Raw genomic sequence first — 25,708 nt, forward strand, 5'->3', positions numbered from 1 at the left:
GGGGCGAGACCACCTGGCGAAAGCCGGGCGGCGTCGCCGACCCCGATTGGAGCCCAGAGCGTGTCCGACCAAGATCTCAAGAAGACCCCGCTGTACGACGCGCACGTCGCGGCCGGCGCGCGCATGGTGCCGTTCGCGGGCTATTCCATGCCGGTGCAGTACAAGGACGGGGTGTTGAAGGAGCACCTGTGGACCCGCGAGCACGCGGGGCTGTTCGACGTTTCGCACATGGGCCAGGCGCGGCTGCGCGGCGACAACCCGGCCAAGAGCTTCGAGAAGCTGGTCTCTGCCGACTATCAGGGCCTCAAGCCCGGCAAGCAGCGCTATGCGGTGCTGCTGAACGCCGAGGGCGGGGTGATCGACGACCTGATGACCGCCCGTCCCGACGACGACGGCCTGTTCATCGTCGTCAACGGCGCCTGCAAGGACAACGACTACGCCATCATCGCGCAGGCCCTGAAGGGCGAGGCGACCGTCGAGCGGCTGGAAGACCGCGCCCTGCTGGCCCTGCAGGGCCCCGAGGCCGCCGCCGTCCTGGCCGCCCACGTGCCGCAGGCCGCGACCATGGTGTTCATGGACACCCTGGCCCTGACCGCCTTCGGGACCGACGCCATCATCTCGCGTTCGGGCTACACCGGCGAGGACGGCTACGAGATTTCCGTGCCGGCCGCCGAGGCCACGCGCATCTGGAACACCCTGCTGGAAGACGAGCGGGTCAAGGCGATCGGCCTGGGCGCCCGCGACAGCCTGCGCCTGGAAGCCGGCCTGCCGCTGTACGGCCACGACATGGACGAGACGGTCTCGCCGATCGAGGCCGGCATGCCGTTCGCCGTCGGCAAGAGCCGCCGCGAGGCCGGCGATTTCCCGGGCGCGGACCGGATCCTCAACGAACTGGCCGGCGACCTCAAGCGCGTCCGCGTCAATCTGAAGGTGCTGGAAGGCGCTCCCGCCCGCGAGGGCGCGGAGATCGCCGACGAGACCGGCGCCGTGGTCGGCGTGGTCACCAGCGGCGGCTTCGGCCCCAGCTTCGGCGGCGCCATCGCCATCGGCTTCGTTCCCCCCGCCCTGGCGGTGGTCGGTTCGAAGCTGAAAGTCATCGTTCGCGGCAAGCCGCAGGCGGCCGAGGTCGTGACCTCGCCGTTCGTCCCCACCCGCTACGTGCGCAAGATCTAGATCCAGACAAGAAGGGCCCAGACCATGAAGTTCACCAAGGACCACGAGTGGGTTGAAGTCGAGGGTGATGTCGCCACCGTGGGCGTCACCGGTTACGCCGCCGAGCAACTGGGCGACGTGGTGTTCGTCGAGGCGCCGGAGGTCGGCAAGACCGTGAAACAGGGCGACGCCCTGGCGGTGGTCGAGAGCGTCAAGGCCGCTTCCGACGTCTACGCCCCGGTGTCGGGCGAGGTGGTCGAGGCCAACGGCCAGCTCGGCGACGCCCCCGAGACCGTCAACGCCGTGCCGGAAGCCGGCGGCTGGTTCGCCAAGATCAAGCTCAGCAACCCCGCCGAGCTCGACGCCCTGATGGACCGCACGGCCTACGAAGCGTTCCTGAGCACGCTGTAAGCCATGGTCCAGGTCCTTCTCCACAACTCGACCCTGACGCCCGCCCCGGCGGCCTATGGGGCGGCGGTGGAGAAGGCCCTGGCCGCGGCCGGCGCGACGCTCGGCGCGGACGGCGAGGTCGGCCTCGCCGGCCAGACCGTCCTGGTCGTGACTGTCGATCCCGAAGACGACATCGCCGTGATCGACCTGGAGCGGTTCGACGACGCGGTCCTCGATTTGGTCTTCGATCTCGCCGAGGCCACCGCCTCGTTCGTGGTCATGGGCGACGGCGCCGTCTGCGCGACGCCCGCGACCGGTCAACCGCCGCCGGCCTGGTCGATGGGCATTCAGTCCTCCGGAACCGCCGAACGGGCCGACTTCCGCGACTGGCTCGCCGGCGACATCGAGACCCAGTTGGCGGCGGAAGCCTACCAGGCGACCGTCGCCGTAGCCCTCGCCAAGGCTCGCGCCGAACGTGAAGCCAAACCCGCCAAACCCATCTTTCAACGCCTGACGGACGCCCTTTTCGGAAAGTCGATCTAGATGCGCTACCTCCCCCTCACACCCCAAGATCGCGCCGACATGCTCGGCGTCATCGGCGCGGAGTCGATCGACGAGCTGTTCGTCGACGTTCCAGCCGTCGCCTACCGCAAGGACCCGGTCGACCTGCCGTTCCACGCCGGCGAGCTGGAGGTCGAGCGCGAGATGCTGGCCCTGTCGCGCCGCAACCGCTCGGCGTCGGAAGGCCCGTTCTTCGTGGGGGCGGGGGCCTATCGCCACCACGTTCCGGCCACCGTCGACCACATCATCCAGCGGTCGGAGTTCCTGACCAGCTACACGCCCTACCAGCCCGAGATCGCCCAGGGCACGCTGCAGGTGCTGTTCGAGTTCCAGACCCAGGTCGCGGCCCTGACCGGCATGGAGGTGGCCAACGCCTCGCTCTATGACGGCTCCACCGCCGCCGCCGAGGCGGTGATGATGGCCGCCCGGATCACGCGCCGGAACAAGGCCGTCCTGTCGGGCGGCGTGCACCCGCAGTATGTCGGCACGGTCGAGACCCTGGCCCACGCGGCCGGCGTGGCCACCGATCGCCTGGCCCCCGCCGTCGACGCCGAGGACGCGGTGATCGCCGCCATCGACGCCGACACCGCCTGCGTCGTCGTCCAGACCCCGAACGTGTTCGGCACGGCGACCGACGTGACCAGGATCGCCGCCGCCGCCCAGGCCGCCGGCGCCCTGCTGATCGTGGTCACCACCGAGGCCGTCTCGTACGGCCTGCTCAAGTCGCCCGGCGAGATGGGCGCCGACATCGTCGTGGCCGAGGGCCAGTCGATCGGCAACGGCCTGAACTTCGGCGGCCCCTATGTCGGCCTGTTCGCCTGCAAGGAGAAATACGTCCGCCAGGCCCCGGGCCGCCTCTGCGGCGAGACCGTCGACGCCGAGGGCCGTCGCGGCTTCGTCCTGACCCTGTCGACCCGCGAGCAGCACATCCGCCGCGACAAGGCCACGTCGAACATCTGCACCAACAGCGGCCTGTGCGCCCTGGCCTTCAGCATCCACATGAGCCTGCTGGGCGAGAAGGGCCTGCGCCGGCTGGCCCTGGTCAACCACCAGAAGGCCGTGGCCCTGCGCGACGCCCTGGCGGCCGTGCCGGGCGTCGAGATCCTGACCCCGCGCTTCTTCAACGAGTTCGCCGTCAAGCTTCCGGTCAACGCCGCCGAGCTGGTCGAGACCCTGGCCGCCAATGGCGTCATCGCCGGCGTGCCGTTCTCGCGTCTGGATCCGTCGGCCGGCCTCGACGACGTCCTGCTGGTCGCCGTCACCGAGACCACGCCCGACAGCGACATCACCCTCTTCTCCAAGGCCCTGACCAAGGTGCTGGCCCCCAAGGGTTCGAACCAATGAGCATGAATTCCGTCGGACGGCCGACCCGTCCCGAAACCCCCTCCGCGACTGGTAACGCCAACGACTACGTCCACCCCACCCTGACCGGGGCCCGCGGCCTGCTGCAGGACGAGGCGCTGATCTTCGAACTGAACGCCTGGGACAAGACCGGCGTCGACCTGCCCGACGCCCCGGCCGCCGACGACCTGGGCGACCTGGTCCGCACCGCGCCGATCGGCCTGCCGGGCCTGTCCGAGCCCGAGGCCGTGCGCCACTACGTGCGCCTGAGCCAGAAGAACCACGCCATCGACCTGGCCCTCTATCCGCTGGGCTCGTGCACGATGAAGCACAACCCGCGCCTAAACGAGAAGATGGCGCGCCTGCCGGGCTTCTCCGACATCCACCCGCTGCAGCCGCAATCGACGGTGCAGGGCGCGATCGAGCTGATGGATCGCCTGGCCCACTGGCTGAAGACCCTGACCGGCATGCCCGCCGTCGCGCTGAGCCCCAAGGCCGGCGCCCACGGCGAGCTGTGCGGCCTGCTGGCCATCCGCGCCGCCCATGAAGCCAACGGGCAGGGCCATCGCAAGACCGTCCTGGCCCCGACCAGCGCCCACGGCACCAACCCGGCCACGGCGGCCTTCTGCGGCTACACGGTCGTGGAGATCGCCCAGACCGACGACGGCCGGGTCGACCTGGCCGACCTGGAGGCCAAGCTGGGCGACCACGTGGCCGCCATCATGGTCACCAACCCCAACACCTGCGGCCTGTTCGAGCGCGACGTGGTCGAGATCGCCCGCCTGACCCACGCGGCGGGGGCGTACTTCTACTGCGACGGCGCCAACTTCAACGCCATCGTCGGCCGGGTCCGCCCGGGCGACCTGGGCGTCGACGCCATGCACATCAACCTGCACAAGACCTTTTCCACCCCGCACGGCGGCGGCGGTCCTGGCGCGGGTCCGGTGGTGCTGTCAGCGGCCCTGGCCCCGTTCGCCCCGACCCCGTGGGTGGTCAGCCAGGATCACCGCTTCGCGCTGGTCGAGGAGGCCAGGGGCCCCGCCGCCCAGGCCTTCGGCCGGATGAGCGCCTTCCACGGCCAGATGGGCATGTTCGTGCGGGCCTACGCCTACATGCTCAGCCACGGGGCCGACGGCCTCAAGCAGGTGGCCGAGGACGCCGTGCTGAACGCCAACTACATCAAGGCCCGCCTGAGCGACCTGATGAGCCCGGCCTTCCCGAACGGCCCGTGCATGCACGAGGCCCTGTTCGACGACACCTGGCTGGAGGGCACCGGGGTGACCACGCTCGACTTCGCCAAGGCGATGATCGACGAGGGCTTCCACCCGATGACCATGTACTTCCCGCTGGTCGTCCACGGCGCGATGCTGATCGAGCCGACCGAGACCGAGAGCAAGCAGGAGCTGGACCGCTTCGTCGTCGCGCTGCGCGCCCTGGCCGGGGCCGCGAAAGGCGGCGACGTCGACCGCTTCAAGGGCGCCCCTTACCACGCGCCGCTCAAGCGCCTGGACGAGACCCAGGCGGCGCGTAAACCACGCTTGAGGTGGAAACCTGTGGCCGCCGCGCCACTGGCGGCGGAATAGGCGCCACAGTCTGACGAATCGGAACGGGGCGCCTTTACGGAAGGGCGCCCCGTTCTCATATCGGGTCCAGTGAGCCGAGGAGGCCGGCCGTCGCCGGGATCAAACGGACCACGGAACCCGTTTCTTCCTGCCCATGAACCTTGCCCTCGCCATGCCGCCCGTGCGTTTCTCCGCCGCCGATGAACTCGCCCGCGAGCTTCTCGGGCGGATTTCGCGCGTCCTGCTGGTGACGCTGGGCCTGGTGCTGGTGGTGGCGGGTGTCCTGATCGCGCCGCTGCCCGGCCCGTTGGGCGTGCCGGTGACGGTGGTCGGCCTGATGCTGGTGCTGCGCAACTCGTTCAAGGCCCGCAAGCAGTTCGTGCGCTTCCAGCACGCCCATCCCAAGCTGCTGTTTCCGCTGCGCCGGCTGCTTCGCCGCGAGCCGGAGGTGCTGCCGGTGGCCTGGCAGCAGGTCCTGCGCATGGAGCGTCTGGTCATGCCGCGCCGCTGGCGCGTGGCCAAGCGCTGGCGCCGGTCCCTCAAGCGTCAGTCGCTTAAGCGCCGTTCGCTCAAGCGGTATTCGTGAACTCGCCGGCCGAGACGCTCGCCAGACTGCCTTCGAGGCTCTACCGCCGCCGTCGCCGTCTGGCCCTGATCCTGCGGGAAACCACGGGACGCGTCGCCCGCTGGGCGGCGCTGGCCTTGGGCATAGTGGTGCTGCTGGCCGGGGTCGTCCTGACGCCCCTGCCGGGCCACCTGGGCCTGCCGCTGCTGGTTGTCGGGCTGATGATCGTGCTGCGCAACTCGTTCCAGGCCAAGCGCCGCTTCCTGCGCTGGCAGCGCCGCCATCCCAAGCTGATCTTCCCGATCCGCAGGCTGATGCGCCGCGAGCCGGAGATCATGCTGGTGGCCTGGCAGCAGCTGCTGCGGTCGGAGAAGCTGATCCTGCGCAAGGCCCACTGGCGGGTGCTGAAGCGGGGGCGGAAATACCTGCGGCGTCGCTGGTTGCGGAAGCAGCCGGTCTAACGCCAGCGCTCTCTAGGCCCTCCCCCTGTGGGGGAGGTGTCGGCGAAGCCGACGGAGGGGGAAGTGTTCGGCAGGCGGCCTGATCCGCGATCTTCGATCCTCAAACTCCCCCCACCGATCGCTGCGCGATCGCCTCCCCCACAGGGGGAGGGCCTTGGGCCGGCCCAAACAAAAAAGGGCGCGCCCCTCGCGGAGCGCGCCCTTGATGTTGTCGTCGGTCCGAACCGCTATTGCAGCTTCGCGCCGATCTGGCCGATGGCCGTGTCCACAAGGCCGTCCGAACCGCCGGCCGCGAGGCGGGCGACCAGAACCTGCTCGGCGATCTGGGCGGCCAGGTCGACCGCGGCGGCCTTGACGTCCGCCTGGGCCTGGGCCTCGGACTGGGCGATCTTGCGTTCGGCCATTTCGGCGCGGCGCTTGATCTGTTCCTCGAGCTTGGCCTTGGCCTCGATCTGCATCTGCGCGACGTCGGCCTTGGCCGCGGCGAGCATGGCTGTCGCCTGGCGTTCGGCTTCCTCGCGCTCGGCGCGGATGTTGGCCAGCAGCGCTTCGGCTTCGGCGCGGATCCGGGCGGCCTCGTCGAGGTCGGACTGGATCTTGGCGGCCGTCTCGTCCAGCTTGCCCGCGATCATCCCCGGGGCCTTGGCCCAGATCACGATCGCGATGAACAGGATCAGGCCGACGCCGACCCACAGTTCCGGATTGGCGATGTTCCAGAATTCGCCTTCGAAAAACGCGGGCATCAGGCGGCTCCTCCGCTCAGAGCGGTCGCTGCCTTGAGGTCCGCGGCCGAGGCGGCCTTGCCGGTCAGCTTCTGGATGATGGCCTGAGCGGTTTCGCCGGCCACCGCGCCGACCGAGGCCATGGCGGAGTCGCGCAGGCCCTGGATGCGGGTTTCGGCTTCGGCGAGGTGCGAGGCCAGCTTGGCCTCTTCCACGGCGGAGCGTTCCGCCGCTTCGGCGTTGGCCTTGGCGCGCGCGTCGAAGGCCAGGGCCTGCGAGCGGGCGCGGGCTTCGGCCACTTCGGCCGCCGCCGCCCGGGATTGCTCCAGGGCTTCGGCCTGCACCTGACGCGCGGCTTCCAGAGCGCCGGCGATCCGGCTGGCGCGTTCGTCGATCACGGCCCGCATGCGCGGCGTGAAGACGCGCGCGATCAGCACGTACAGGATGGCGAACAGCACCAGCAGGTAGGCGATCTGGCCGCCCCAGTGCTGGAACTCGAACTGCGGCAGGCCGCCCGAGCCGTGCTCGGCGCCCGACGCCTCATGGGTTGCGCCCGGCGCGGGAGAGGCCCCGGCGCCGTGGGTCGAGACCGCCGGAGCGGACTGTGTGGGATCAGCCATTACCTAAAATCGTCCGGTAGAGGGGTCGCGGCGGCGCCGTGCGGCGCCGCCGTCAATCAGGTCCGGCGTTAGGCCGAGTAGATCAGGATGCCGAGCACGAAGGCCAGGATGCCCAGGGCTTCGGCCAGAGCCGCGCCCACGAACAGGTTGCCGATCTGGCTGGCGGCGGCCGACGGGTTGCGCAGGGCGCCCGTCAGGAAGCTGCCGAAGATGTTGCCCACGCCGATGCCGGCGCCGATCATTCCGAGGGTGGCGAGGCCGGCACCGATGAGCTTGGCGGCTGCTGCGTCCATAGTTGTCTTGTCCTAGTTGGTAAGAGGTTGAGTGGTGATAGCGGGTTGGGTCCGAGCCTTAGTGGCCATGACCCAGATTGACCACATCATTGAGATAGATGCAGGTCAGAACGGCGAAAACGAAGGCCTGGAGGAAGGCCACCAGGAATTCCAGAGCGGTCAGGGCGGTGACCATGCCGATCGACAGGATGCCGACCGGAATGCCCAGCAGGCCGATCTGTCCGATCACGGCGGCCGCCACGAAGCCGGCGAACACCTTGAGGGCCACGTGGCCGCCCATCATGTTGCCGAACAGACGAAGGGTCAGGGTCACCGGGCGCAGCAGGAACGAGGCGAACTCGATCAGCACGATCACCGGCAGCAGCACCCACGGCACGCCCGACGGCACGAACAGCTTGAAGAAGCCCAGGCCGTGCTTGGCGAAGCCGATGATCAGCACCAGGCCGATGGTCAGCACGCCGAAGGTGGCGGTCACCGCGATCTGCGAGGTGGCCGTGAAGGCCAGCATCAGGCCCAGGAAATTCATGCCCAGGATCAGGGTGAAGATCGTGAACACGAACGGGAACAGCTTGCGGCCCTCGTGGCCGATGATCGAGTCCGTCAGGTTGTCGATCAGGCCGAACACGCCCTCGCCGACGACTTGAAGTCGGCCGGGCACGATCTGCGCCTTGGAGGTCACGGCGGTCAGGAACAGCACGATCGCCGCGAAAGCGACGGTCATGGCGACATGCGAGTTGGTGATCGCGAGATCGACCTGGCCCAACCCCGGAAGGGTGACGTCGGGAAGGTCGATGATCTTCTCGATCTTGAACTGATGCAACGGATCGGCCATCGGGCCTTTCGCTCCTAGTCTACTTTGGGCTTGGAGGCTTGCGATCGCGCCGCCTCTTCCGCCTTCGCCTGCGCCATCAGCCGGTTGGCCGTGCGACGCGCCATGAACAACGACAAGGCGAAGCCCAGAAGGACCCCGCCGATCAAACCCCAAGGCCCGGTCTTGGCGAACCGATCCACGATCGCGCCCAGGGCCAGCCCGATAAGCACCCCGCCCACCAGTTCGGCCAGGATCTTATAGGCCTGGCTCGAGGCGTTCATCTCGCCCGCCCGCGACTCAGGCCGAGCCGTGCTGGCCTTAAGCGCTTCGGCCCGTTCGTCGAGGCGGCGTAGCGCCTCTTCGCGCGGATCGTCAACCTTGGGCATTGGAGTTGTAGGGTCCTGCGATGGCCCGAGAGAGCCGTCCCCCAGACCCAGCTTGATCGCGGCGGAACCTATAGATCGCGCCGCAGTGCGTCAAGTTGGGGAAAATATCCGTCAAGTTGCAGTTTTATAACGGCTTTTCGCGAAATTCCGGTGAGTGTCGGCAAGTCCGTCCTTCAAGCCCCGATCGGCGCCGCAAGGTCAACCGCGATTTCGCCGGATTTCTACGTAAGGGGACGGATCAGGCCCAGCAAAGACCTCCCCGGCCGCTCCGCGACAGCGCCTCCAAAGCGAAGCATCCGGCGCTCTGGACCCTCTCCTCGGAGAGAGGCGGCTCGCGGGCCGGAGGGAGCCTTCGCCGTCTTCGCGAAAATTCCCCTCGCAACATTCGTCATACCAATCCAATGTTACCGCAACCATGACCGGTCGCCTCGATGCGCCGGCGAAGGGCTCATCGAGGGGAGAACACGCCATGATCCGCCTGACCGGAAACCTGCTCGGCGCCGCGGCGCTGTTGGCGATCCTCGCCCCCGCCGGGCTGTCGTCCAGCGCCCAGGCCGCTCCGGCCGCCCAGCCCCTGCCGGCCTACAAGAACTTCCACGCCGCCATCTACATCGCCGTCAACAACGCCAAGGAGCTGGCCGACAAGGCCACCTTCGACCGCGAGTTCGAGCGAGCCAGCCGCCAGCTGCACTTCGACAAGGTCTATCTGGAGGTCTACCGCAGCAGCAACTTCGCCACCGACGAGCAGATCGAGCGGGTCAAGGGCTGGTTCGAGGAGCGCGGCGTCACGGTGGCCGGCGGGATCACCCTGGCGACCGGCGGCGAGGGCGGCCAGTTCGGCACCTTCGACTACGAGAACCCCGCCCACCGGGCCGAGTGCGAGAAGGCGGTGCGCCTGGCGGCCAAGCACTTCGACGAGGTGATCCTCGACGACTTCTTCTTCTACACGTCCAAGAGCCCGGCCGACATCGCCGCCAAGGGCGACCGATCCTGGACCCAGTACCGGCTGGAGACCATGCGCAAGGTCAGCCAGGACCTGGTCCTGGGCCCGGCCAAGGCGGTCAATCCCAAGGTGCGGATGATCATCAAGTACCCCAACTGGTACGAGCACTTCCAAGGCACCGGCTACGACCTGGAGAAGCAGTCGCAGATGTTCGACGGCATCTACACCGGCACCGAGACCCGCGATCCGGTGGTCACCGATCAGCTGCTGCAGCAGTACGAGAGCTATTCGATCATCCGCTACTTCGACAACATCCGCCCGGTGGGCTCCAACGGCGGCAAGGGCAACGGCGGCGGCTGGGTCGACACCTTCTCGACCCTGTATGTCGACCGCTACGCCGAGCAGCTGTGGGACACCCTGCTGGCCAAGGCGCCGGAGATCACCCTGTTCAACTGGCGGCCGATGAACGAGGCGAAGGCCGTCGAGCCGGGCGCGCGTCCGTGGAAGGACAAGGCCACCAGCTTCGACTGGAAGGCGATGGTCGCCAGCTACAAGCCCTCGGGCCAGGCCAATGACCCGGGTCCCGGCTGGGGCCGCGCGGCCGGCTGGTCGCTGGAGAAGATCGACAAGGACCTGGGCTATCTGGGCCGGCCGATCGGCGTCGCGTCGTACAAGCCCTACCAGTCGTCGGGCGAGGACTTCCTGCACAACTATCTGGGCAATATCGGCATTCCGATCGAGCTGTCGCCCAACTTCCCCAAGAACGCCGACGTCGCCCTGCTGACCCAGGCGGCGGCCAAGGACCCCAGGATCGTCGAGGAGATCAAGGGCAACCTGCTGGCCGGCAAGACGGTGTTCATCACCTCGGGCCTGCTGGGGGCGCTGCAGGGCAAGGGGATCGAGGACATCCTCGAGGTGCGCGACACCGGCCGCAAGGTGGCCCTGCACGACTTCCTCAACGGCTACGGCGCGGGCAACGGCGAGAGCCTGAACGACCCCAAGCGCGACAATCCGCCGGTGCTGTTTCCGGAACTGGCCTTCTACACCAACGACAGCTGGGGGATCATCCGGGGCGTGGCCAACGCCAAGGGCTTCCCCATCCTGCTGATGAACCGCTACGGCGGCGGGGTGCTCTATGTGATCACCATGCCGGAGAACCCGGGCGACCTCTACAACCTGCCCCAGGGCGTGACGACCGAGATCAAGCGCTACCTGCAGCGCGACTTCCCGGTCCGGCTGGACGCGCCGGACCGGGTCAGCCTGTTCGCCTACGACAACGGGACCTTCGTGGTGCAGTCGTTCCGCGACGACGACACGGACGTGAACCTGTCGCTGCTGGGCGCGGGGGTGAAGTTGCGCGACATGACCAGCGGCAAGCTGGTCGAGGCCAAGCCCGCCGATAGCAAGGCCGACGCCTGGCGCCGCCAGGGCGTGCCGGCCCGCACCGAGTTCGCCGCCGCCGTCGCGCCGCACAGCTACACCGTTTATCGGATCGAGAAATAAAGGCCCGAAATCCCCGGCGCGATGGGCCTGTGTCCATTCGCGCCGGGGATCGTCAATTGCTTTTCCCGGCGTTTTGGGGTCTTAGGAGCGCACTTTCCACCAACCAGAAGATTCATGTCGCATCTGAAGAACACCGGCTTCGCCGATCGCATCACCGCCGCCGCCGAAGCCAAGAAGGCCATGCTGGCCAAGATGAAGGTGAAGCCCACCGTTCAGGACCCCAACTTCGAGCAGCGCCACGCCGAGCGCGAAGCCGAGCTGGAACGTGTCCGCGCCGAACGCGCCGCGATCAAGGAAGCCGCCCGTCAGGAAATCCTGGCGCGCGAAGAAGCGGCCCTGGCCGAGAAGCGCGCCGACCGCAAGGAACGCAAGGCCCTGACCCAAGCCGAGCAGAAGGCCGCCCGCGACGCCAAGTACGCCGCCCGCAAGGCCCGCCAGAAGTAATTTTGGGACTGCCGCCGACCTTTTCGGCGGCTAGCACTTGCCCCCTACGGGTCGCTTCGCGACCGTCTTCCCCCAGAGGGGGAAGAGGAGGCCGTGCGCACCTCCTCCGCCCCCTATGGGGGCGGACAGACGGCGAAGCCGTCAGGTGGGGGCAAGTGAGTGAGCCGCCGCGCTATTGCGCCGCCACCAGCTGCTCCGCGGTGCTCAGATCCACGCTGACCAGCTGGCTGACGCCGCGCTCGGCCATGGTCACCCCGAACAACCGGTCCATCCGGCTCATGGTCACCGGATTGTGGGTGATGGCGATGAACCGCGTCTTGGTCCGCCGGCGCATCTCGTCCAGCATGTTGCAGTAGCGGTCGACATTGGCGTCATCGAGCGGCGCGTCGACTTCGTCCAGCACGCAGATCGGGGCCGGGTTGGCCAGGAAGACGCCGAAGATCAGGGCGCTGGCGGTCAGGGCCTGCTCGCCGCCGCTCATCAGGCTCATCGAGGCCATGCGCTTGCCGGGCGGGCAGGCGAAGATCTCCAGGCCGGCCTCCAGCGGATCGTCGTTCTCGACCAGCCGCAGTTCGGCCTGGCCGCCGCCGAACAGGGCCTGGAAGAGGGTCTGGAAGTGGGCGTTGATCACTTCGAACGCCGCCAGCAGGCGCTCGCGGCCCTCGGCGTTCAGCTCCTCGATCCCGGCCCGCAGCTTGCTCACCGCACCCGACAGGTCGGCCCGCTCGGTGCGCATGGTCTCCAGCCGCGCGGCGTATTCGTTGGCCTCCTCCTCGGCGCGGAGGTTCACCGGACCGATGGCGTCGCGCTCTCGTTCGAGGGCGAACAGGTGAGCTTCCACGCCCGCCGCGTCCTTGGGCACGGCCACGGCCTCGCCGGCCACGTGACGGCCCAGCTCCTCGGGCTCCATCCGGGCCTGTTCGCGGATGGCCCCGGCCACCTCGGCGAAGCGGTCGCGGACGGCGTCCAGGGTGGCGACCAGGGCGGCGCGCTTCTCGCGGGCCTCCGAGGCGGCCTGCTCGGCGGCGCGGGCGGCGCGGTCGGCGGCGAGGCGGGCGGTCTCGGCGGCCTCCAGGGCGTCCGAGGCCTTGGCGCGGCGGTCCTCGGCGGCGGCGAACTGCTCGACGATCACCACCAGCTTCTCGGCCAGCATGGTCGGCGCCTCGCGGGCGGCCTCCAGGGCGGCGGCGGCCTTGACCCGGTCGGCGTCCAAGCTGGTCTCGCGCCTGGCCGAGGCTTCGCGGCGCTTGGCCCAGTCGGCGTGGTCGCGCTCCAGGGTCTCCAGGCGGCGCTGGCGGCCGGCGGTCTCGCGGGTCTCCTGGTCCAGGGCCGAGCGGGCGGCGGCGGCGGCTTCCCGCGCGGCGGTCGCGGCCTGGCGGGCGGCGGCCAGCAGCGGGGCCAGGTCGGCGACGCTTTCGGCCTCGGCGGTCTCGGCCCGGACGGCGGCCAGGGCCGTGTCGGCCTCGACCCGTTCGGCCTCGAAGCGGGCGATGGTGTCGTCCAGCGACTGGGCGCGGGCCTCGCGCTGGGCGGCCTCGCGCTCGTAGCGGGTCACGGCCTCGCGGGCCCCGGTCAGCAGGCGCTCGGCCTCGGGCGGACCCCGGCGCTTGTCCCGGAGCGTTTCCTCGGCCACTCGCAGGGCGTCGGCGGCGGTCTTCAGGGCGGCGGTCGCGGCCTCGGCGCGCGGCGCGACCTGGTCGATCTCGGCCTCGACCTCGGCCAGGCGGGTGCGCTGCTCCAGGCGGACGGCGGCGGGCTTGGGCGCGTCGGCGCGGGCCACGAAGCCGTCCCAGCGCCACAGGTCGCCTTCCTTGGAGACCAGCCGCGCGCCGACGGGCAGGCTCCTGGCCAGGCGGTCGCCGTCGGTCCGGGCGACCACGGCCACGTGCGACAGCCGGGCGGCCAGTTCCGGCGGGGCCTTGATCAGCGGGGCCAGCGGCGTCGCGCCCTCCGGCCAGGCGACGGCGGAGGCCTCTCCGCCCGCCCAGAACGACGGGGCGCGGGAGTCGAGCGCCGCCTCCAGGTCGTCGCCCAGGGCGGCGGCCAGGGCGGCGCCGTAGCCCTTCTCGGGCGTCACCGCGTCCAGGGCCGGCGAGAAGCCGCTCTTGGCGCGCGGGGCGGTCAGCTGGGCCAGGCCCCGGGCCTCGGTGCGCAGCCGCCCCAGCTGGTCCTCGACCTTGCGGGCCAGGTCGCGGGACTGGGCCTCGGCGGCGGCGGCCTTGACGCGGACGGCCTCGGCTTCCTCGAGCGCCTGCCGGGCTGACGCCAGACCGGCCTCGGCGTTGGCGAAGCGCTGGCGGGCCTCGGCGGCGGCCGGGTCGACCACGGGGCCGACGGCGGCGCGTTCGGACTTGGCCTGGTCCAGGGCGCGGACGGTGCGGGCCAGACGGCTCTCGGCCTCGGCCAGGCGCTGGGCGGCGGCGCGGGCCCGGGCGTCCTCGGCGGCGGCGCGGGCGGCCAGCTGCTCGACCTCGGCGTCGGCCTTGGCGCGCGCCTCCTCGGCGGCCTTGGCGGCGGCGGCCAGCTCGGGCCCGCGCGCCGGGGCGGCGGCCATCTGGGCGCGCAGCTCGGTCAGCTCGGCGTCGGCGCGGGCCAGGGCCTGGACGGCGTCCTGCAGGCCCTGCGCCTCGCGCGCCCGGTCGTCGTCGATGCGGGTCAGGTCGGCCGACAGCCGTTCGAACTCGGCGGCCGCCGCCTGGGACTCGCGCTCGGCCCGGTCCTTCTGGATGGCCAGCTGGCCCAGGACGGCCTGGGCGATCGAGGCTTCCTCGCGCAGCGGCGGCATGGCGGTCTCGGCCGTCAGGATCGCGGTCTGGGCCGCGGCGGCGGCGCGGGCGGTGTCCTCGACGCTACGGGCTGCTTCGGTGGCGTCGGTCTGAGTGCGGTTGAGGGTGTCGCGGGCCTCGGTCCAGCGGGTGTAGAGCACGGCGCCCTGCACGGCGCGGATCTCGGCCGACAGGCGCTTGTACTTCTCGGCCTGCCGGGCTTCGCGGCGAAGCCGGTTCAGGGCGGTCTCCAGCTCGCCGGCCACGTCCTCGAGGCGCGAGAGATTGGCCTCGGCGGCGCGCAGCCTCAGCTCGGCCTCGTGGCGGCGGGTGTGCAGACCCGAGACGCCGGCGGCCTCTTCCAGGATGCGGCGGCGGTTCTGCGGCTTGGCGCCGATCAGCTCGCTGATCTGGCCCTGGCGGACCAGGGCCGGCGAGTTGGCCCCGGTCGAGGCGTCGGCGAACAGCAGCTGGACATCCCGCGCGCGGACCTCGCGGCCGTTGATGCGGTAGGTCGAACCCTCGCCCCGGTCGATGCGGCGCACGACCTCCAGCACCGGGTCGTCATTGAACTGGGCCGGGGCGGTGCGCTCGGCGTTGTCGATGGTCAGGGTGACGTCGGCGTGGTTGCGGGCCGGGCGATTGCCGCTGCCGGCGAAGATCACGTCGTCCATGCCGCCCGCGCGCATGGCCTTGGCCGAGTTGGCGCCCATCACCCAGCGCAGGGCTTCCAGCAGGTTGGACTTGCCGCAGCCGTTGGGCCCGACGACGCCCGTCAGGCCGGGCTCGATCCGGAACTCGGTCGGTTCGACGAAGGATTTGAATCCTTGAAGGCGCAGACGCTGGAACTGCACGGCGCCCGCCCGCCCCTCAGCCCTTAACCGGCTTGCTTGGGGCCGGCTTGCTGGCGGCCGCCTTGGCGATGGCGGCGGCCATGGTCTCGATCGCCAGGCCGCCCTCGTAGCGCTGGCCGTTGACGAAGAAGGTGGGGGTCACTTCGATCTGGTCGCGGACCGTGGCCTTCTCGACCCGGGCGTTGACGACGGCCAGGGCCTTCTTGTCCTCCAGGGCCGCGGTGAACTGCGCCTCGGTCAGGCCGAAGCCCTTGCCGATCTTCAGTAGGCCGCCCCACTGGTCGTCGCTGTCGAAGATGGCGGCCTGCTGCTTGAAGATCGTGTCGATCACCTCGAAGTAGCGGGCCGGACCCACGCGCCGGGCCAACAGGTAGCCGGCGGCGGCGAACGCGTAGGGCTGGGTCAGGTATTCGCGAAACACGTACCGGACCTTGCCGGTGTCGATGAACCGCGTCTTGAAGGCCGGGAAGACCTCGTTGTTCCAGTGGGCGCAATGGCTGCAGGACAGCGAGGCGTACTCCACCACCTGCACGCCGGCCTTGGGCGAACCCAGGGCCATGTCGCCCTCGGCCGCCGGCAGCGGCGCGGCGCGCGCGATCGTCGGCGCGGCGGCCAGGGCCAGGCCCGTGGCCGCCAAACCGGTCCCGATCAGGGCGCGCCGGTCGATGATCATTTCGCGGCCGCCTCCGCCGCGGCGATGGCGGCGTCCAGCTGGGCCATCGACTGCTCGCCGCCGTCGTCGCCGCCGGCCTTCTTGCCGTTGATGATGAAGGTCGGGGTGCCGGTGATCTTGGCGGAGGTCTGGTACTTCTCGACCCGGTCGTTCAAGGCCTTGAGGGCCTTTTCGTCGGTGACGCAGCTGGTGAACTGGGCTTCGCTCATGCCGGCCGACTGGGCGACGCGCAGCAGCACGCCGCGATAGTCGCCGGTGGTGAACATCTCTTCCTGCGAGTGGTAGACCGAGTCCAGCACCGAGAAATATTTGTCCTTGCCGGCGCAGCGGGCCATCAGGAACGAGGCGGACGCCACCTGCACGGGCTCGGTCAGGAACTCACGGTAGACGTAGTTGACCCGGCCGGTGTCGATGTACTTGGCCTTGAAGGCCGGGAAGACCTCGTTGTTCCAGCGGCCGCAGTGGATGCACGAGGCCGAGGCGTACTCGACGACCGTGACCTTGGCGTTCGGATTGCCCAGCGACATGTCGTCGGCGGACACCGACTCCTTCTTGTCGCAACCGGCGAGCGCGACGCCCAGAGTGGCGGTGAGGGCGACGGCAGTCAAAAGCCGGCGGGTCATCGGACGCATGTGATCTTCCCTGGAAGAGGCGTGAACAGTGAAGTTAAGCGCGATTCTTTAGTCGCGTGAAAAGGGCGCGGATAAGGCGTTGCATCAGCCTATCGGACGTCCGGTTGTCAATCCAGCACCGGCCGGACGCGCCTTCAGCGCGGATCGCGCAGCACCCCGCGGCCCAGCTTCAGCAGGGCCTCCTTCAGGCCGCCCTCGGGCTGGTCGGCCAGGCTGTCGGCCAGGTCGCGTTCCTGGGCGGCGTCCAGCGGCGGCTTGCGGCGGGGGCGGGGGGCGGCAGGCGCGGCCTGGACCTTCACCGGACCCTGGACGATGCGCAGCTTGGTCACCGCGCCCTTGCCCAGCAGCATGTCCAGGCGCTGGGTGATCTGCGGGGCCTGGTGCTGGATAAGCGAGGCCACTGGCCCGTCGACCCGCAGCTCCAGGGTGCCGCCCTCGCCGGTGCGGCTCTTGATCACCCGGACGGGTTCGGTGCGGCGCGCCAGGGTCTCGCCGACGATCTCGCGCCAGCGAGCCTTCAGCACGCCCGGGCCCTGGCCGAACTTTTCGTCCAGCTTCCTGATCAGCGGGGCCAGCGACTTGCCGGCCGGCGGCGGCGGACGCCTCTGCGGACGCGTGCGGCGACGCTTGAGGATCTCGAGGGCTTCTTCCGCGGTGGGCAGGGGGCGGCGCATGAGGGGAGGGTAGCAGAAGCACGGCGCGGGCGGGAGCAGCCAACAATGTCTGTCATCCCGGGCGTAGCGAAGCGAAGACCCGGGACCGCCGGAAGCGCCGAGTTCACGCGTCGGTCCCGGATCGGCGCGCTGCGCGCTTGTCCGGGATGACAAGTTCGGGGACGCTCTGTCATAGGACAAGCATGCTCGACATCCCCGCCCTCCGCGCCGCCCTGCTGGCCTGGTACGACGTCCAGGCGCGCGACCTGGCCTGGCGGACCGGGCCGGCGGCCGGCAAGGCCGGGCAGCGCTCCGATCCCTACCGGGTCTGGCTGTCGGAGGTGATGCTGCAGCAGACCACCGTGCCGCACGCCACGCCCTATTTCCTGAGCTTCACCCGGCGCTGGCCGACGGTGTCGGACCTGGCGGCGGCCGAGGACGGCGACCTGATGGCCGCCTGGGCGGGGCTGGGCTACTACGCCCGGGCCCGCAACCTGCTGGCCTGCGCCCGGGCCGTGGCGGCCGACCACGGCGGCGTTTTCCCCGACACCGAAGAGGCCTTGCGGGCCCTGCCGGGCGTGGGCGCCTACACCGCCGCCGCCGTGGCCGCCATCGCCTTCGACCGAGCGGCCAACGTCGTCGACGGCAATGTCGAGCGGGTGATGGCCCGGCTGTTCGCGGTGGAAGAGCCCGTGCCGGACGCCAAGCCCGAGCTGAAGCGCCTGGCCGGCGAGCTGGTCACCGGCGCCAAGGGCTACGGGCGCCCCGGCGACTGGGCCCAGGCCCTGATGGACCTGGGGGCCACGGTCTGCCGGCCCAAGGCCCCGCTGTGCGACCGTTGCCCGATCTCGGCCTGGTGCGAGGGCTTCAAGAGCGGCGCGCCGGAAACCTATCCGCGCAAGACCAGGAAGGCCGACCGGCCGCGCCGGTTCGGGGTGGCCTACCTCCTGACCCGCGGTGACGCCACGGCCCTGGTCCGCCGCCCGCCCAAGGGCCTGCTGGGCGGCATGCTGGGCCTGCCGACCAGCGACTGGCGGGCCGCGCCGTATACGGACGAGGAGGCGGTCGCCGCCGCCCCCGCCGCCGGCGCCTGGCGCGACCTGGGGGCGGTCGAGCACGTCTTCACCCACTTTTCCCTGACGCTGCGGGTGTTCGCGGCGGAGGGGGGAGGCGACTTCGTCTGGACCCCGCGGGAGGGGCTGTCGGCCTTGCCGAGCGTGTTCCTGAAGGCGGCCCTGGCGACGCGGCGATTGCTCTGACTGCGCGAATTGAGTCTGAAGACAACCTGCGGCCTTGATGGCAAGCTCCGCGCCCGTCACGCGCCCAGGAGCCGTCCATGGCCATCAACACCGTCATCGACCTCTCGCACCACAACGCCAGCCCGAACTTCGTCCAGGCCGCGGCCGGCGGGATCACGGGCGTGCTGCACAAGGCCACCGAGGGGCTGGACTATGTGGATCCCGAATACGCCGTTCGCCGGGGCCCGGCCCAGGCGGCCGGCCTGATGTGGGGCGCCTATCATTTCGGAACCGGCGACGACCCGGTCGCCCAGGCCGACCATTTCCTGCAGACGATCGGACCCGACAACGCCGGGATGCTGCTGGTCCTGGATTTCGAGGAGAACCCGAACAACTCCAGCATGACCCTGGACCAGGCCCGCGCCTTCGTCAGCCGGATCCAGGACCAGGCCGGCCGCTGGCCCGGGCTCTATTCGGGCAACTACATCAAGCAATTGCTGGGCGACCAGAAGGACCCGGTGCTGGCCCTGTGCTGGTTCTGGCTGGCGCAGTACGGGTCCACGGCGGTCGTTCCGCCCAACTGGTCCGGCTGGACCCTCTGGCAGTACACCGACGGGGTCAACGGACCGCAGCCCCATACGGCGCCGGGCATCGGGCCCTGCGACCGCGACCAGTACTTCGGCGAGGCCGACGCCCTGCGGGTGTTCTGGCTGAACGGCGGGGCCTAGTTCATCCCCGCCCGTACCTGGCTGCGCAGGACGTCGATCGGGGCCAGGCCCTTGTCGGTCTTGAAGTGCCAGTAGGTCCAGCCGTTGCAGGCCGGGGCCGACTGCACCAGGGCGCCGACCTTGTGGATCGAGCCCGACAGGTCGCCCACCGTGATCGAGCCGTCGGCCCGGACCTTGGCGGCGTGCGAGCCCTTGGCGCAGTAGAGCGTGTCGCCCGGATTGAGCAGGCCGGCCTCGACGATGTTGCCGAACGGCACGCGGGGCTCCGACCGCTTGGAGCCCATGACGTCCAGGTCCTCGGGCGCGATCGGAACGACCTTGGCGATGCGGGCCTTGGCGTGTTCGATGTATTCGGCCTCGCGCTCGATGCCGACGAACTTGCGGCCCAGGCGCTTGGCGGCCGCGCCGGTGGTGCCCACGCCGAAGAACGGGTCCAGGATCACGTCGCCCGGCTTGGTGGTCGACAGGATCACCCGGTAGAGCAGGGCTTCGGGCTTCTGGGTCGGGTGGGCCTTGGCGCCGTCCGCGCCCTTGATGCGCTCCTCGCCGGTGCACAGCGGGATGGTCCAGTCCGAGCGCATCTGCACCTCGTCATTGGCCATCTTCAGGGCGTCGTAATTGAAGGTGTAGCGCTTGGCGCCCTGGCTCTTGGAGGCCCAGATCAGGGTCTCGTGGGCGTTGGCGAAGCGGGTGCCCTTGAAGTTGGGCATCGGGTTGGATTTGCGCCAGATCACGTCGTTGAGGATCCAGAAGCCCAGGTCCTGCACGGCCACGCCGACGCGGAAGATGTTGTGGTAGCTGCCGATCACCCAGATCGCGCCGTCGTCCTTCAGCACGCGGCGGGCGGCCTTCAGCCATTCGCGGGTGAACTTGTCGTAGGCGGCGAAGCTCTCGAACTGGTCCCAGTGGTCGTCGACCGCGTCGACCTTGGAATTGTCGGGACGCAGCAGGTCGCCGCCCAGCTGCAGATTGTAGGGCGGATCGGCGAAGATCAGGTCCACGGACTTCTCGGGCAAGGCGTTCATCGCCTCGATGCAGTCGCCTTGGATGATGGTTTCAGGCCCGAAGGACATGTCCGCTTCCCGTCAAAAACACTGAGCGGAATCATGAGTCTCGATGGTTACGCTGGGGTGAACGGGCATGGTTACCGGCCTGTTAACCCCGCTCAAACCTGGGGAAATGAGTCTAATCAGACTCAAAATTTCATTCCAACGGATCTCCCAGGCTGAACGTGATCCGCGCCTCGAGGCCGGTCGGCTTCAGGTCCAGCTTGGCCGCGCCCCCCAGCTCGTGGGCCAGGCGGTTGATCAATCGCGTGCCGAAGCCCTTGCGCGATGCGGCGGCGAAGGGATGGGTGACCGTCTCCCGCCAGGCCAGGAAGCCGCCGTCCGCGTCGCGCCCGCAATGGACCCGCAGCCGGCCGTCCGGCCTCGACAGGGCCCCGTACTTGGCGGCGTTGGTCAGCAGCTCATGGACGATCAGGCCCAGGCTGACGGGCGCGTCCGACGTCAGCTCCATCGTCTCGCAGACCAGCTCCAGCTGGCCGTCGGGCTCGACATACGGCGCCAGCTCGGCGCGCAGCACGTCCTGGACCGTGATGGCGCCCGACGCGTTCTGGATCAGCAGGTCGTGGGTCTTGGCCATCGCATGGACGCGGTCGGTGAAGACGGCGACGAACTCCGGCACCGATTGCGCCGACTTGCCGCTGAGCATGGCCAGGGACATCACCGTGGCCAGGGTGTTCTTGACGCGGTGGTTCAGCTCGTCGAGCAGCAGCTTCTGGCGCCGCTCGCCGACGATCCGCTCGGTCACGTCGTGACCTTCGACGAAGACCCCGTTGACCGCGCCCTGGGCGTCCAGGATCGGCTGGTAGACGAAGTCGAGATAGCGCTCGACCCCCGGCTCGCCAGGGGTGCCGGGACGGGTGAACTTCGACCCCGTGGCCGTGAACGCCTCGCCTGTCCGGTAGACCTGGTCGAGCAGCTGGACATAGCCCTGCTCGGCGGCTTCGGGCAGGGCCTCGGCCACCGTCAGGCCCACCACCGGCCGTTGGTCGACCAGACGCATGTAGCCGGGATTGGCCAGCTCGAACCGGTGATCGGGACCGCGCAGCAGGGCCATGAAGCTGGGCGCCTGCTCGAAAAGCGCGCGCAGGCGCTGGGCCTCGCTGTTCAGCTCGGCGTTGGCCTGGGCCAGCGCCTCGCGGACCTGGTGCTCGGTGGTCACGTCCTTGCAGACCACCAGCACGCCGCCGACGCCGTCCTCGTGGTCGATCGGGCTGTAGCCGTAGGTCCACCAGACGTCCTCGCGCCGGCCGTTGCGGGTGACGGGGACCAGGGCGTCCTCGTGCCAGGTCGACCCCTCGCCGCGCATCACCAGCTCGATCTGCGGGCCGATGATGTCCCAGATCTCGGCCCAGCATTCGCGGCCCCGGCCGCCCAGGGCCGAGGGATGCCGCTCGGGGCCCATCGTTTCGCGATAGGCGTCGTTGTAGAACTGGATCAGGTCCGGACCCCACCAGATGAACATCGGGTGGCTGGAGGTCAGGATCAGGCGGACCACGGTCTTCAGACTCTGCGGCCAGCCGTCCGGCGGGCCCAGCGGCGAGGCGGACCAGTCATGGGCGCGAATCAGGCGGCCCATCTCGCCGCCGTCGCCCAGAAAGGTCTGGCCGTCGCGGAGGGTCTTTTCGGCCGGCAAGTCAGGCAAATCGGGTCTCCGACGGGAAGGACGTTCGCGCCGCAGGCCGGCCTCGGGTCACGCGGGTGACCTTAGGCACAGAACGCGAGCCGAGACGACCGTCTAGCCGACATAACGGGATCGGCGGGTTTCCAGGCCGACGGACGACGCCCTAGGCGCGCGGATCGTCGTCGAGCGCGTCCGCCGCGAGGGCGTCCAGGTCGCCCAGCGCCAGTTCGCCCGACAGCGCCAGCTTGACCGGCGCCCAGCTCATCCGGTGGATCGGCGACGGGCCCAGGCGGCGCAGGCCCTCGACATGGACCGCGGCGTGATAGCCCTTGTGGCCGGCGAACCCATAGCCGGGATGCACCGCGTCCATCTCGACCATGATCCGGTCGCGGGCTTCCTTGGCCAGGATCGAGGCCGCGGCGATCGAGCACGACAGACTGTCGCCCTTGACCACCGTCTTGATCGGGCAGGGCAGCTTGAAACGGTAGTTGCCGTCGACCAGGGCCATGTCGGGTTTCACCGACAGTCCTTCGATCGCCCTGCACATCGCCAGGCCGGCGGCGTGCAGGATGTTGAGCTCCTCGATCTCCTCGACGCTGGCCAGGCCCACACACCAGGCGACCGCGACCGACTTGATCTCGATCTCGAGCGCGGCCCGGGCCTTGGCGGTCAGCTTCTTGGAATCGTTGAGACCCGCAGGCACGCGGCCGGGATCCAGGATCACCGCCGCGGCGCTGACCGGCCCGGCCCACGGCCCGCGCCCGGCTTCGTCCACCCCGCAGACCAGACCCGGTCCGCAGGCGGCCTCCAGCATCATGTCGGGGCCGGCGAGAGCCTTGGCGATGGTCTTGGGCGACTGGGTCACGAGTCCGGTCTTAAGGGGTTTCGCCGCTTGAGGGAATCCCGGCGACGAGCCTTCGTCCTTACTGGAGCGCCACCAGGAGGATCGGCACGACCGTTCCCAGCGCGGCCAGCGCCATCGAGACCTTGCGAAGCCGACCCTGGGTCAGGCCGATCCAAAGCCCCAGCAACGAGGCCAGAGCCAGGCCCAGCGCCGTGCCGAGGAAGAAGATCTGCACCCCCAGGGTCGAGGGCTCTTTCTCCTCCGCCTTCGGCGGCGCGGTCTTGGCGGCCGGGGCGGCAGCTTCCGCGGGCTTGGCCGGACGCGGCCGGCCGGGCTTGGCCATGTAGCGCTGATGGATGTGCACCTGGGCCAGCTTCTCGATCACCGGCGGCGGCGCGTAGTCCCCGCCGTGCGACTCGTGCAGGCCAAACAGCTGCAGCGCGCCGGTGAGGGCGAAGAACAGGATGGACGGCGCGAAGAACACCGCCAGATACAGGTGCAGGTCGCGCAAGGTGCGGGGCGTCAGCCAGGGACGCGTGGTCGTGCGAGCGGCGAGGGGCTTTGAATCGCTCAACGGAATCTCCGGCGCGGAAAAGGACGATCCTGATCCTAGATCAGAGCGTCCATGGTCCAATTGAGCAGCATCAAGCAACCTCTACCGCGCCAGCTTCCGGCATTCCTCGTGCCGGAAGCACGTCGTCAGGTGGTCGTTGACCAGTCCCGTGGCCTGCATGAAGGCGTAGACGATCACCGGGCCGCAGTATTTGTAGCCCTTGGCCTTGAGCATCTTGGCCATGTCGACGGCCAGGGGGGTCTGGGCGGGGACGTCGCCGCCGGTCCAGCGGTTCTGGATCGGCTTGCCGCCGACCATGCCCCACAGCAGATCGGAAAGGTCCTCGCCGCGCTCGCGCATGTCGCAATAGATCCGGGCGCCCGAGATCGCCGCGTCGATCTTGCCGTTCGAGCGGATGATGCCGGCGTCGGCCATCAGTCGGGCGCGGTCGGCGTCGCCGAACCGGGCCACCTTGTCGGGATCGAAATTGGCGAAGGCGGCGCGGAAGGCCTCGCGCTTGCGCAGGATGGTGATCCACGACAGCCCGGCCTGGAACCCGTCCAGCACCAGCTTCTCCCACAGGGCGCGGGAGTCGTACTCCGGCACGCCCCATTCGTCGTCGTGATAGGCCTCGTAGAACGGGTCGCCGTTCATGCCGCGCCAGGTGCAGCGTTGGATCTCGATCATGGCGCGAGCTTGGCCGAACCCGGCGTCGATTTCCAGAACTTTTCGTGAACGCTATTCCGGCAACTGGAACAGCGCTTCGACCGTGGCGTCCAGGGCCCGGGCCAGCTTCAGCGCCAGCACGGTGGAGGGAACGAAGACCCCGTTCTCGACCGTGTTGATCGTCTTTCGGGTGACGCCGACCTTCTCGGCCAGGTCGGCCTGGGTCAGGCCGGCGGCGGCGCGCGCGGCCTTGAGGGTGTTCAGCAGCGGCGTCTCACCCACGATTGGCGCGCCGCTCCAGCATCACGAAACGAAGGGCCGGAACCGCGACCGCCACCGACAGCAGGACGTGGGCTGCCTCCTCGGCGTCGATCCGGACGAACGGCGCGGCGGCGTAGAGGCCCAGGGCGCAGAGGGCCAGGCCCCAGAAGCCCGAGGCCAGGGCCTGGGCGCGGTGGGCGCGGGTCGACTCGTCGTCGAGCAGGGCGCGCACCGCCTTGCCGTACCGCCACCCGCCGCCGGTGTTCAGCAGGACCAGCAGCACCACGGCCAGCAGCAGGTGCGAGCCGAGCATGACGATCTCGACGGTCCGTAACGGGCTGTGCGGCGTCACATGGCCGCCGAAGAAACTGCCCTGCCAGACGAAGAACAGGATCGAGAACACCAGAGGATGCGGTTGCGCCGGTTTTGGGCGCGTTCGGCGATCTGGCTGTCGGAAAGGGCGGGGCTCATGTCTGAGGTCCTGGATGTCACCTATGGGTTACTTGTAACCTTGAGGTGACATTCCGTCAAGCCGACGCCCAGACCGGAGTCTCGACCCGCACCGGCCGGCCGTCCGCCGTCAGCGCCGCGCCCTCGATGCGGTCCAGGCGCAGCAGGGCCATGGCCCGGCCGTCGCGGCCCGACAGCACCTCGCCGGCCCGAAGCTCGCCGGCCAGCACCTCGGTCCCGAAGGCGGGGGCGGGGCCGTCGAAGGCGATCGGCAGCATGCGGTTCTTGATCGTTCCCCGCCGCTTCATGCGGCTGGTGGTCTCCTGGCCGACGAAGCAGCCCTTCTTGAAGTCGATCCCGCTCAGCAGGTCGAAGTTCGCCTCGATCGGATAGGTCTTGTCCGTCCCCCAGTCGGCCGGGCCGGGGACGCCGAGCGCCAGGCGATGGGCGTCGTAGTCGTCTTCGGCGGCGTCGGCCTCGAGCTCATCGCCATAGGCGCGCCAGCCCAGTTCCGGCAGGCGGGGATCGGCGACGAAGCCGTCGATGTCGCGCGGATCGAAGCCGAAGAGCGCGCTCACCGGCATGTCCGAGGCCGCCAGTTCCACCTTGGCCCGCAGCTTGTACATCGTCAGGCGCATCAAGATGGCGTCGCGATGCTCGGCGGCGACGTCCAGCAGCACGCCGTCCTCCACGCCCGCCACGAACAGGTCGTACAGCAGCCGGCCCTGCGGGCTCAGCAGGCCGGCGAAGCGCAGTTCGCCTCGCGCCAGCGTCTCGATCTCCTGGCTCAGCAGGCCGTTGAGGAAGCTTCTGGCGTCGGGGCCGGTCACGGCGATGACGGCGCGGCTGTCGAGGCGGGCGATGCGGGGCGTGTCCATGCCTGCACATGTGGCGCTAAGCACGCGCGCGCACCAGTCTCAATGAATGAAAAGCTGAGCCGCTATCGAGG

28 protein-coding genes are annotated in these 25,708 nt (G+C 69.6%); 11 read left to right on the forward strand and 17 right to left on the reverse strand.

Translation table 11 applies throughout. The features are described from left to right. The first annotated feature begins 45 nt into the window (after positions 1-45). From gcvT to ASD38_RS03895, 7 genes are all read left to right on the forward strand, one after another. Entirely contained in the window at positions 46-1,173 is a 1,128-nt protein-coding gene (gcvT, locus tag ASD38_RS03865; RefSeq protein WP_156390545.1) for a glycine cleavage system aminomethyltransferase GcvT, read from the forward strand. A 24-nt stretch (positions 1,174-1,197) separates the two neighbouring features. Further along, positions 1,198-1,563, forward strand: coding sequence for a glycine cleavage system protein GcvH (gcvH, locus tag ASD38_RS03870; protein WP_056457722.1), 366 nt, complete (start codon positions 1,198-1,200; stop codon positions 1,561-1,563). A gap of 3 nt (positions 1,564-1,566) precedes the next feature. Then, positions 1,567-2,085 carry a hypothetical protein gene (locus ASD38_RS03875; RefSeq protein ID WP_056435640.1) on the forward strand — a complete coding sequence of 173 codons (519 nt, stop codon included), beginning with the start codon at positions 1,567-1,569 and terminating at the stop codon, positions 2,083-2,085. Continuing rightward, positions 2,086-3,447, forward strand: coding sequence for an aminomethyl-transferring glycine dehydrogenase subunit GcvPA (gcvPA, locus tag ASD38_RS03880; RefSeq protein WP_056435637.1), 1,362 nt, complete (start codon positions 2,086-2,088; stop codon positions 3,445-3,447). After that, the gene (gcvPB, locus tag ASD38_RS03885; protein ID WP_056457724.1) at positions 3,444-5,027 is read left to right on the forward strand and encodes an aminomethyl-transferring glycine dehydrogenase subunit GcvPB; all 1,584 of its coding nucleotides are present in this window, start codon (positions 3,444-3,446) and stop codon (positions 5,025-5,027) included. Before gcvPA ends, gcvPB begins: the two co-directional genes overlap by 4 nt. Positions 5,028-5,160: 133 nt before the next feature. After that, complete coding sequence (locus tag ASD38_RS03890; protein ID WP_056435632.1) at positions 5,161-5,592, forward strand: hypothetical protein; 432 nt, start codon at positions 5,161-5,163, stop codon at positions 5,590-5,592. Further along, positions 5,589-6,032: a hypothetical protein gene (locus ASD38_RS03895; protein WP_056457726.1), complete on the forward strand. Its 444-nt coding sequence runs from the start codon at positions 5,589-5,591 to the stop codon at positions 6,030-6,032. Before ASD38_RS03890 ends, ASD38_RS03895 begins: the two co-directional genes overlap by 4 nt. A gap of 227 nt (positions 6,033-6,259) precedes the next feature. Here ASD38_RS03895 and ASD38_RS03900 read toward each other — a convergent pair whose 3' ends face one another. The 5 genes from ASD38_RS03900 to ASD38_RS03920 form a co-directional block, all read right to left on the reverse strand. Continuing rightward, on the reverse strand, positions 6,260-6,775 hold the full coding sequence (locus ASD38_RS03900; protein WP_056435626.1) for a F0F1 ATP synthase subunit B: 516 nt from the start codon (positions 6,773-6,775) through the stop codon (positions 6,260-6,262). Beyond that, positions 6,775-7,374, reverse strand: a complete 600-nt coding sequence (locus ASD38_RS03905) for a F0F1 ATP synthase subunit B family protein (RefSeq protein ID WP_056435624.1) — start codon at positions 7,372-7,374, stop codon at positions 6,775-6,777. The genes ASD38_RS03900 and ASD38_RS03905 overlap by 1 nt, the downstream gene beginning before the upstream one ends. 68 nt (positions 7,375-7,442) lie before the next feature. After that, a complete protein-coding gene (locus ASD38_RS03910; protein ID WP_012288375.1) occupies positions 7,443-7,667 on the reverse strand; it encodes a F0F1 ATP synthase subunit C in 225 nt (74 codons plus the stop codon). Positions 7,668-7,725: 58 nt separating this feature from the next. Then, positions 7,726-8,499 carry a F0F1 ATP synthase subunit A gene (locus tag ASD38_RS03915; RefSeq protein ID WP_056435621.1) on the reverse strand — a complete coding sequence of 258 codons (774 nt, stop codon included), beginning with the start codon at positions 8,497-8,499 and terminating at the stop codon, positions 7,726-7,728. A 14-nt stretch (positions 8,500-8,513) separates the two neighbouring features. Then, complete coding sequence (locus tag ASD38_RS03920; RefSeq protein WP_056435618.1) at positions 8,514-8,864, reverse strand: AtpZ/AtpI family protein; 351 nt, start codon at positions 8,862-8,864, stop codon at positions 8,514-8,516. A 469-nt stretch (positions 8,865-9,333) separates the two neighbouring features. Between ASD38_RS03920 and ASD38_RS03925 the strand changes: the two genes are divergently transcribed. Then, positions 9,334-11,310 (forward strand): hypothetical protein, encoded by a 1,977-nt coding sequence (locus ASD38_RS03925; protein ID WP_056457729.1) that lies wholly within the window; start codon positions 9,334-9,336, stop codon positions 11,308-11,310. A 114-nt stretch (positions 11,311-11,424) separates the two neighbouring features. Further along, a complete protein-coding gene (locus tag ASD38_RS03930; RefSeq protein ID WP_028037484.1) occupies positions 11,425-11,754 on the forward strand; it encodes a DUF6481 family protein in 330 nt (109 codons plus the stop codon). Positions 11,755-11,926: 172 nt separating this feature from the next. Here the strand turns inward: ASD38_RS03930 and smc are convergent, their stop codons facing one another. The 4 genes from smc to ASD38_RS03950 all read right to left on the reverse strand — a co-directional run bounded on the left by smc (position 11,927) and on the right by ASD38_RS03950 (position 17,352). Then, positions 11,927-15,373, reverse strand: coding sequence for a chromosome segregation protein SMC (gene smc, locus ASD38_RS03935; RefSeq protein WP_056457731.1), 3,447 nt, complete (start codon positions 15,371-15,373; stop codon positions 11,927-11,929). 16 nt (positions 15,374-15,389) lie between these two features. Then, on the reverse strand, positions 15,390-16,046 hold the full coding sequence (locus ASD38_RS03940; RefSeq protein ID WP_056457735.1) for a DsbA family protein: 657 nt from the start codon (positions 16,044-16,046) through the stop codon (positions 15,390-15,392). Further along, positions 16,043-16,678, reverse strand: coding sequence for a thioredoxin domain-containing protein (locus tag ASD38_RS03945; RefSeq protein WP_056457738.1), 636 nt, complete (start codon positions 16,676-16,678; stop codon positions 16,043-16,045). Before ASD38_RS03945 ends, ASD38_RS03940 begins: the two co-directional genes overlap by 4 nt. A gap of 134 nt (positions 16,679-16,812) precedes the next feature. Continuing rightward, positions 16,813-17,352, reverse strand: coding sequence for a DUF721 domain-containing protein (locus tag ASD38_RS03950; protein WP_056457741.1), 540 nt, complete (start codon positions 17,350-17,352; stop codon positions 16,813-16,815). Positions 17,353-17,534: 182 nt separating this feature from the next. Here ASD38_RS03950 and ASD38_RS03955 point away from each other — a divergent pair, with 182 nt between their 5' ends. Together ASD38_RS03955 and ASD38_RS03960 are read left to right on the forward strand one after the other, a co-directional pair. Continuing rightward, positions 17,535-18,590, forward strand: coding sequence for an A/G-specific adenine glycosylase (locus ASD38_RS03955; RefSeq protein WP_056457745.1), 1,056 nt, complete (start codon positions 17,535-17,537; stop codon positions 18,588-18,590). A 77-nt stretch (positions 18,591-18,667) separates the two neighbouring features. Further along, positions 18,668-19,297: a glycoside hydrolase family 25 protein gene (locus tag ASD38_RS03960; protein ID WP_056435598.1), complete on the forward strand. Its 630-nt coding sequence runs from the start codon at positions 18,668-18,670 to the stop codon at positions 19,295-19,297. Here the strand turns inward: ASD38_RS03960 and ASD38_RS03965 are convergent. The 8 genes from ASD38_RS03965 to ygfZ all read right to left on the reverse strand — a co-directional run bounded on the left by ASD38_RS03965 (position 19,294) and on the right by ygfZ (position 25,637). Further along, positions 19,294-20,370, reverse strand: coding sequence for a site-specific DNA-methyltransferase (locus ASD38_RS03965; protein ID WP_056435595.1), 1,077 nt, complete (start codon positions 20,368-20,370; stop codon positions 19,294-19,296). The genes ASD38_RS03960 and ASD38_RS03965 overlap by 4 nt on opposite strands. Before the next feature lie 130 nt (positions 20,371-20,500). Then, positions 20,501-22,006 (reverse strand): PAS domain-containing sensor histidine kinase, encoded by a 1,506-nt coding sequence (locus tag ASD38_RS23195; RefSeq protein ID WP_156390546.1) that lies wholly within the window; start codon positions 22,004-22,006, stop codon positions 20,501-20,503. Between the two features lie 142 nt (positions 22,007-22,148). Then, entirely contained in the window at positions 22,149-22,802 is a 654-nt protein-coding gene (locus tag ASD38_RS03975) for a ribonuclease HII (protein ID WP_056458269.1), read from the reverse strand. Positions 22,803-22,908: 106 nt separating this feature from the next. Further along, on the reverse strand, positions 22,909-23,403 hold the full coding sequence (locus tag ASD38_RS03980) for a hypothetical protein (protein WP_056435592.1): 495 nt from the start codon (positions 23,401-23,403) through the stop codon (positions 22,909-22,911). An 81-nt stretch (positions 23,404-23,484) separates the two neighbouring features. Continuing rightward, positions 23,485-24,069 carry a DNA-3-methyladenine glycosylase I gene (locus tag ASD38_RS03985; RefSeq protein ID WP_056435589.1) on the reverse strand — a complete coding sequence of 195 codons (585 nt, stop codon included), beginning with the start codon at positions 24,067-24,069 and terminating at the stop codon, positions 23,485-23,487. Between the two features lie 51 nt (positions 24,070-24,120). Beyond that, complete coding sequence (locus ASD38_RS03990; RefSeq protein ID WP_056457747.1) at positions 24,121-24,330, reverse strand: helix-turn-helix transcriptional regulator; 210 nt, start codon at positions 24,328-24,330, stop codon at positions 24,121-24,123. Then, positions 24,323-24,712, reverse strand: coding sequence for a hypothetical protein (locus tag ASD38_RS03995; protein ID WP_056457750.1), 390 nt, complete (start codon positions 24,710-24,712; stop codon positions 24,323-24,325). The genes ASD38_RS03990 and ASD38_RS03995 overlap by 8 nt, the downstream gene beginning before the upstream one ends. A gap of 124 nt (positions 24,713-24,836) precedes the next feature. Further along, positions 24,837-25,637, reverse strand: coding sequence for a CAF17-like 4Fe-4S cluster assembly/insertion protein YgfZ (gene ygfZ / locus ASD38_RS04000; RefSeq protein WP_056457753.1), 801 nt, complete (start codon positions 25,635-25,637; stop codon positions 24,837-24,839). Positions 25,638-25,708 lie beyond the last annotated feature (71 nt).

The sequence above is a fragment of the Caulobacter sp. Root487D2Y genome (assembly GCF_001427165.1).
GTDB lineage: Bacteria > Pseudomonadota > Alphaproteobacteria > Caulobacterales > Caulobacteraceae > Caulobacter.

Excerpts from the sequence above, each read along its gene's own strand:
- gcvH (WP_056457722.1), top strand. The coding sequence starts at position 1,198 with ATGAAGTTCACCAAGGACCACGAGTGGGTTGAAGTCGAGGGTGATGTC.
- ASD38_RS03875 (WP_056435640.1), top strand. The coding sequence starts at position 1,567 with ATGGTCCAGGTCCTTCTCCACAACTCGACCCTGACGCCCGCCCCGGCG.
- gcvPA (WP_056435637.1), top strand. The coding sequence starts at position 2,086 with ATGCGCTACCTCCCCCTCACACCCCAAGATCGCGCCGACATGCTCGGC.
- gcvPB (WP_056457724.1), top strand. The coding sequence starts at position 3,444 with ATGAGCATGAATTCCGTCGGACGGCCGACCCGTCCCGAAACCCCCTCC.
- ASD38_RS03890 (WP_056435632.1), top strand. The coding sequence starts at position 5,161 with ATGAACCTTGCCCTCGCCATGCCGCCCGTGCGTTTCTCCGCCGCCGAT.
- ASD38_RS03900 (WP_056435626.1), bottom strand. The coding sequence starts at position 6,775 with ATGCCCGCGTTTTTCGAAGGCGAATTCTGGAACATCGCCAATCCGGAA.
- ASD38_RS03905 (WP_056435624.1), bottom strand. The coding sequence starts at position 7,374 with ATGGCTGATCCCACACAGTCCGCTCCGGCGGTCTCGACCCACGGCGCC.
- ASD38_RS03910 (WP_012288375.1), bottom strand. The coding sequence starts at position 7,667 with ATGGACGCAGCAGCCGCCAAGCTCATCGGTGCCGGCCTCGCCACCCTC.
- ASD38_RS03915 (WP_056435621.1), bottom strand. The coding sequence starts at position 8,499 with ATGGCCGATCCGTTGCATCAGTTCAAGATCGAGAAGATCATCGACCTT.
- ASD38_RS03920 (WP_056435618.1), bottom strand. The coding sequence starts at position 8,864 with ATGCCCAAGGTTGACGATCCGCGCGAAGAGGCGCTACGCCGCCTCGAC.
- ASD38_RS03925 (WP_056457729.1), top strand. The coding sequence starts at position 9,334 with ATGATCCGCCTGACCGGAAACCTGCTCGGCGCCGCGGCGCTGTTGGCG.
- ASD38_RS03930 (WP_028037484.1), top strand. The coding sequence starts at position 11,425 with ATGTCGCATCTGAAGAACACCGGCTTCGCCGATCGCATCACCGCCGCC.
- ASD38_RS03940 (WP_056457735.1), bottom strand. The coding sequence starts at position 16,046 with ATGATCATCGACCGGCGCGCCCTGATCGGGACCGGTTTGGCGGCCACG.
- ASD38_RS03945 (WP_056457738.1), bottom strand. The coding sequence starts at position 16,678 with ATGCGTCCGATGACCCGCCGGCTTTTGACTGCCGTCGCCCTCACCGCC.
- ASD38_RS03950 (WP_056457741.1), bottom strand. The coding sequence starts at position 17,352 with ATGCGCCGCCCCCTGCCCACCGCGGAAGAAGCCCTCGAGATCCTCAAG.
- ASD38_RS03955 (WP_056457745.1), top strand. The coding sequence starts at position 17,535 with ATGCTCGACATCCCCGCCCTCCGCGCCGCCCTGCTGGCCTGGTACGAC.
- ASD38_RS03960 (WP_056435598.1), top strand. The coding sequence starts at position 18,668 with ATGGCCATCAACACCGTCATCGACCTCTCGCACCACAACGCCAGCCCG.
- ASD38_RS03965 (WP_056435595.1), bottom strand. The coding sequence starts at position 20,370 with ATGTCCTTCGGGCCTGAAACCATCATCCAAGGCGACTGCATCGAGGCG.
- ASD38_RS03975 (WP_056458269.1), bottom strand. The coding sequence starts at position 22,802 with ATGATGCTGGAGGCCGCCTGCGGACCGGGTCTGGTCTGCGGGGTGGAC.
- ASD38_RS03985 (WP_056435589.1), bottom strand. The coding sequence starts at position 24,069 with ATGATCGAGATCCAACGCTGCACCTGGCGCGGCATGAACGGCGACCCG.
- ygfZ (WP_056457753.1), bottom strand. The coding sequence starts at position 25,637 with ATGGACACGCCCCGCATCGCCCGCCTCGACAGCCGCGCCGTCATCGCC.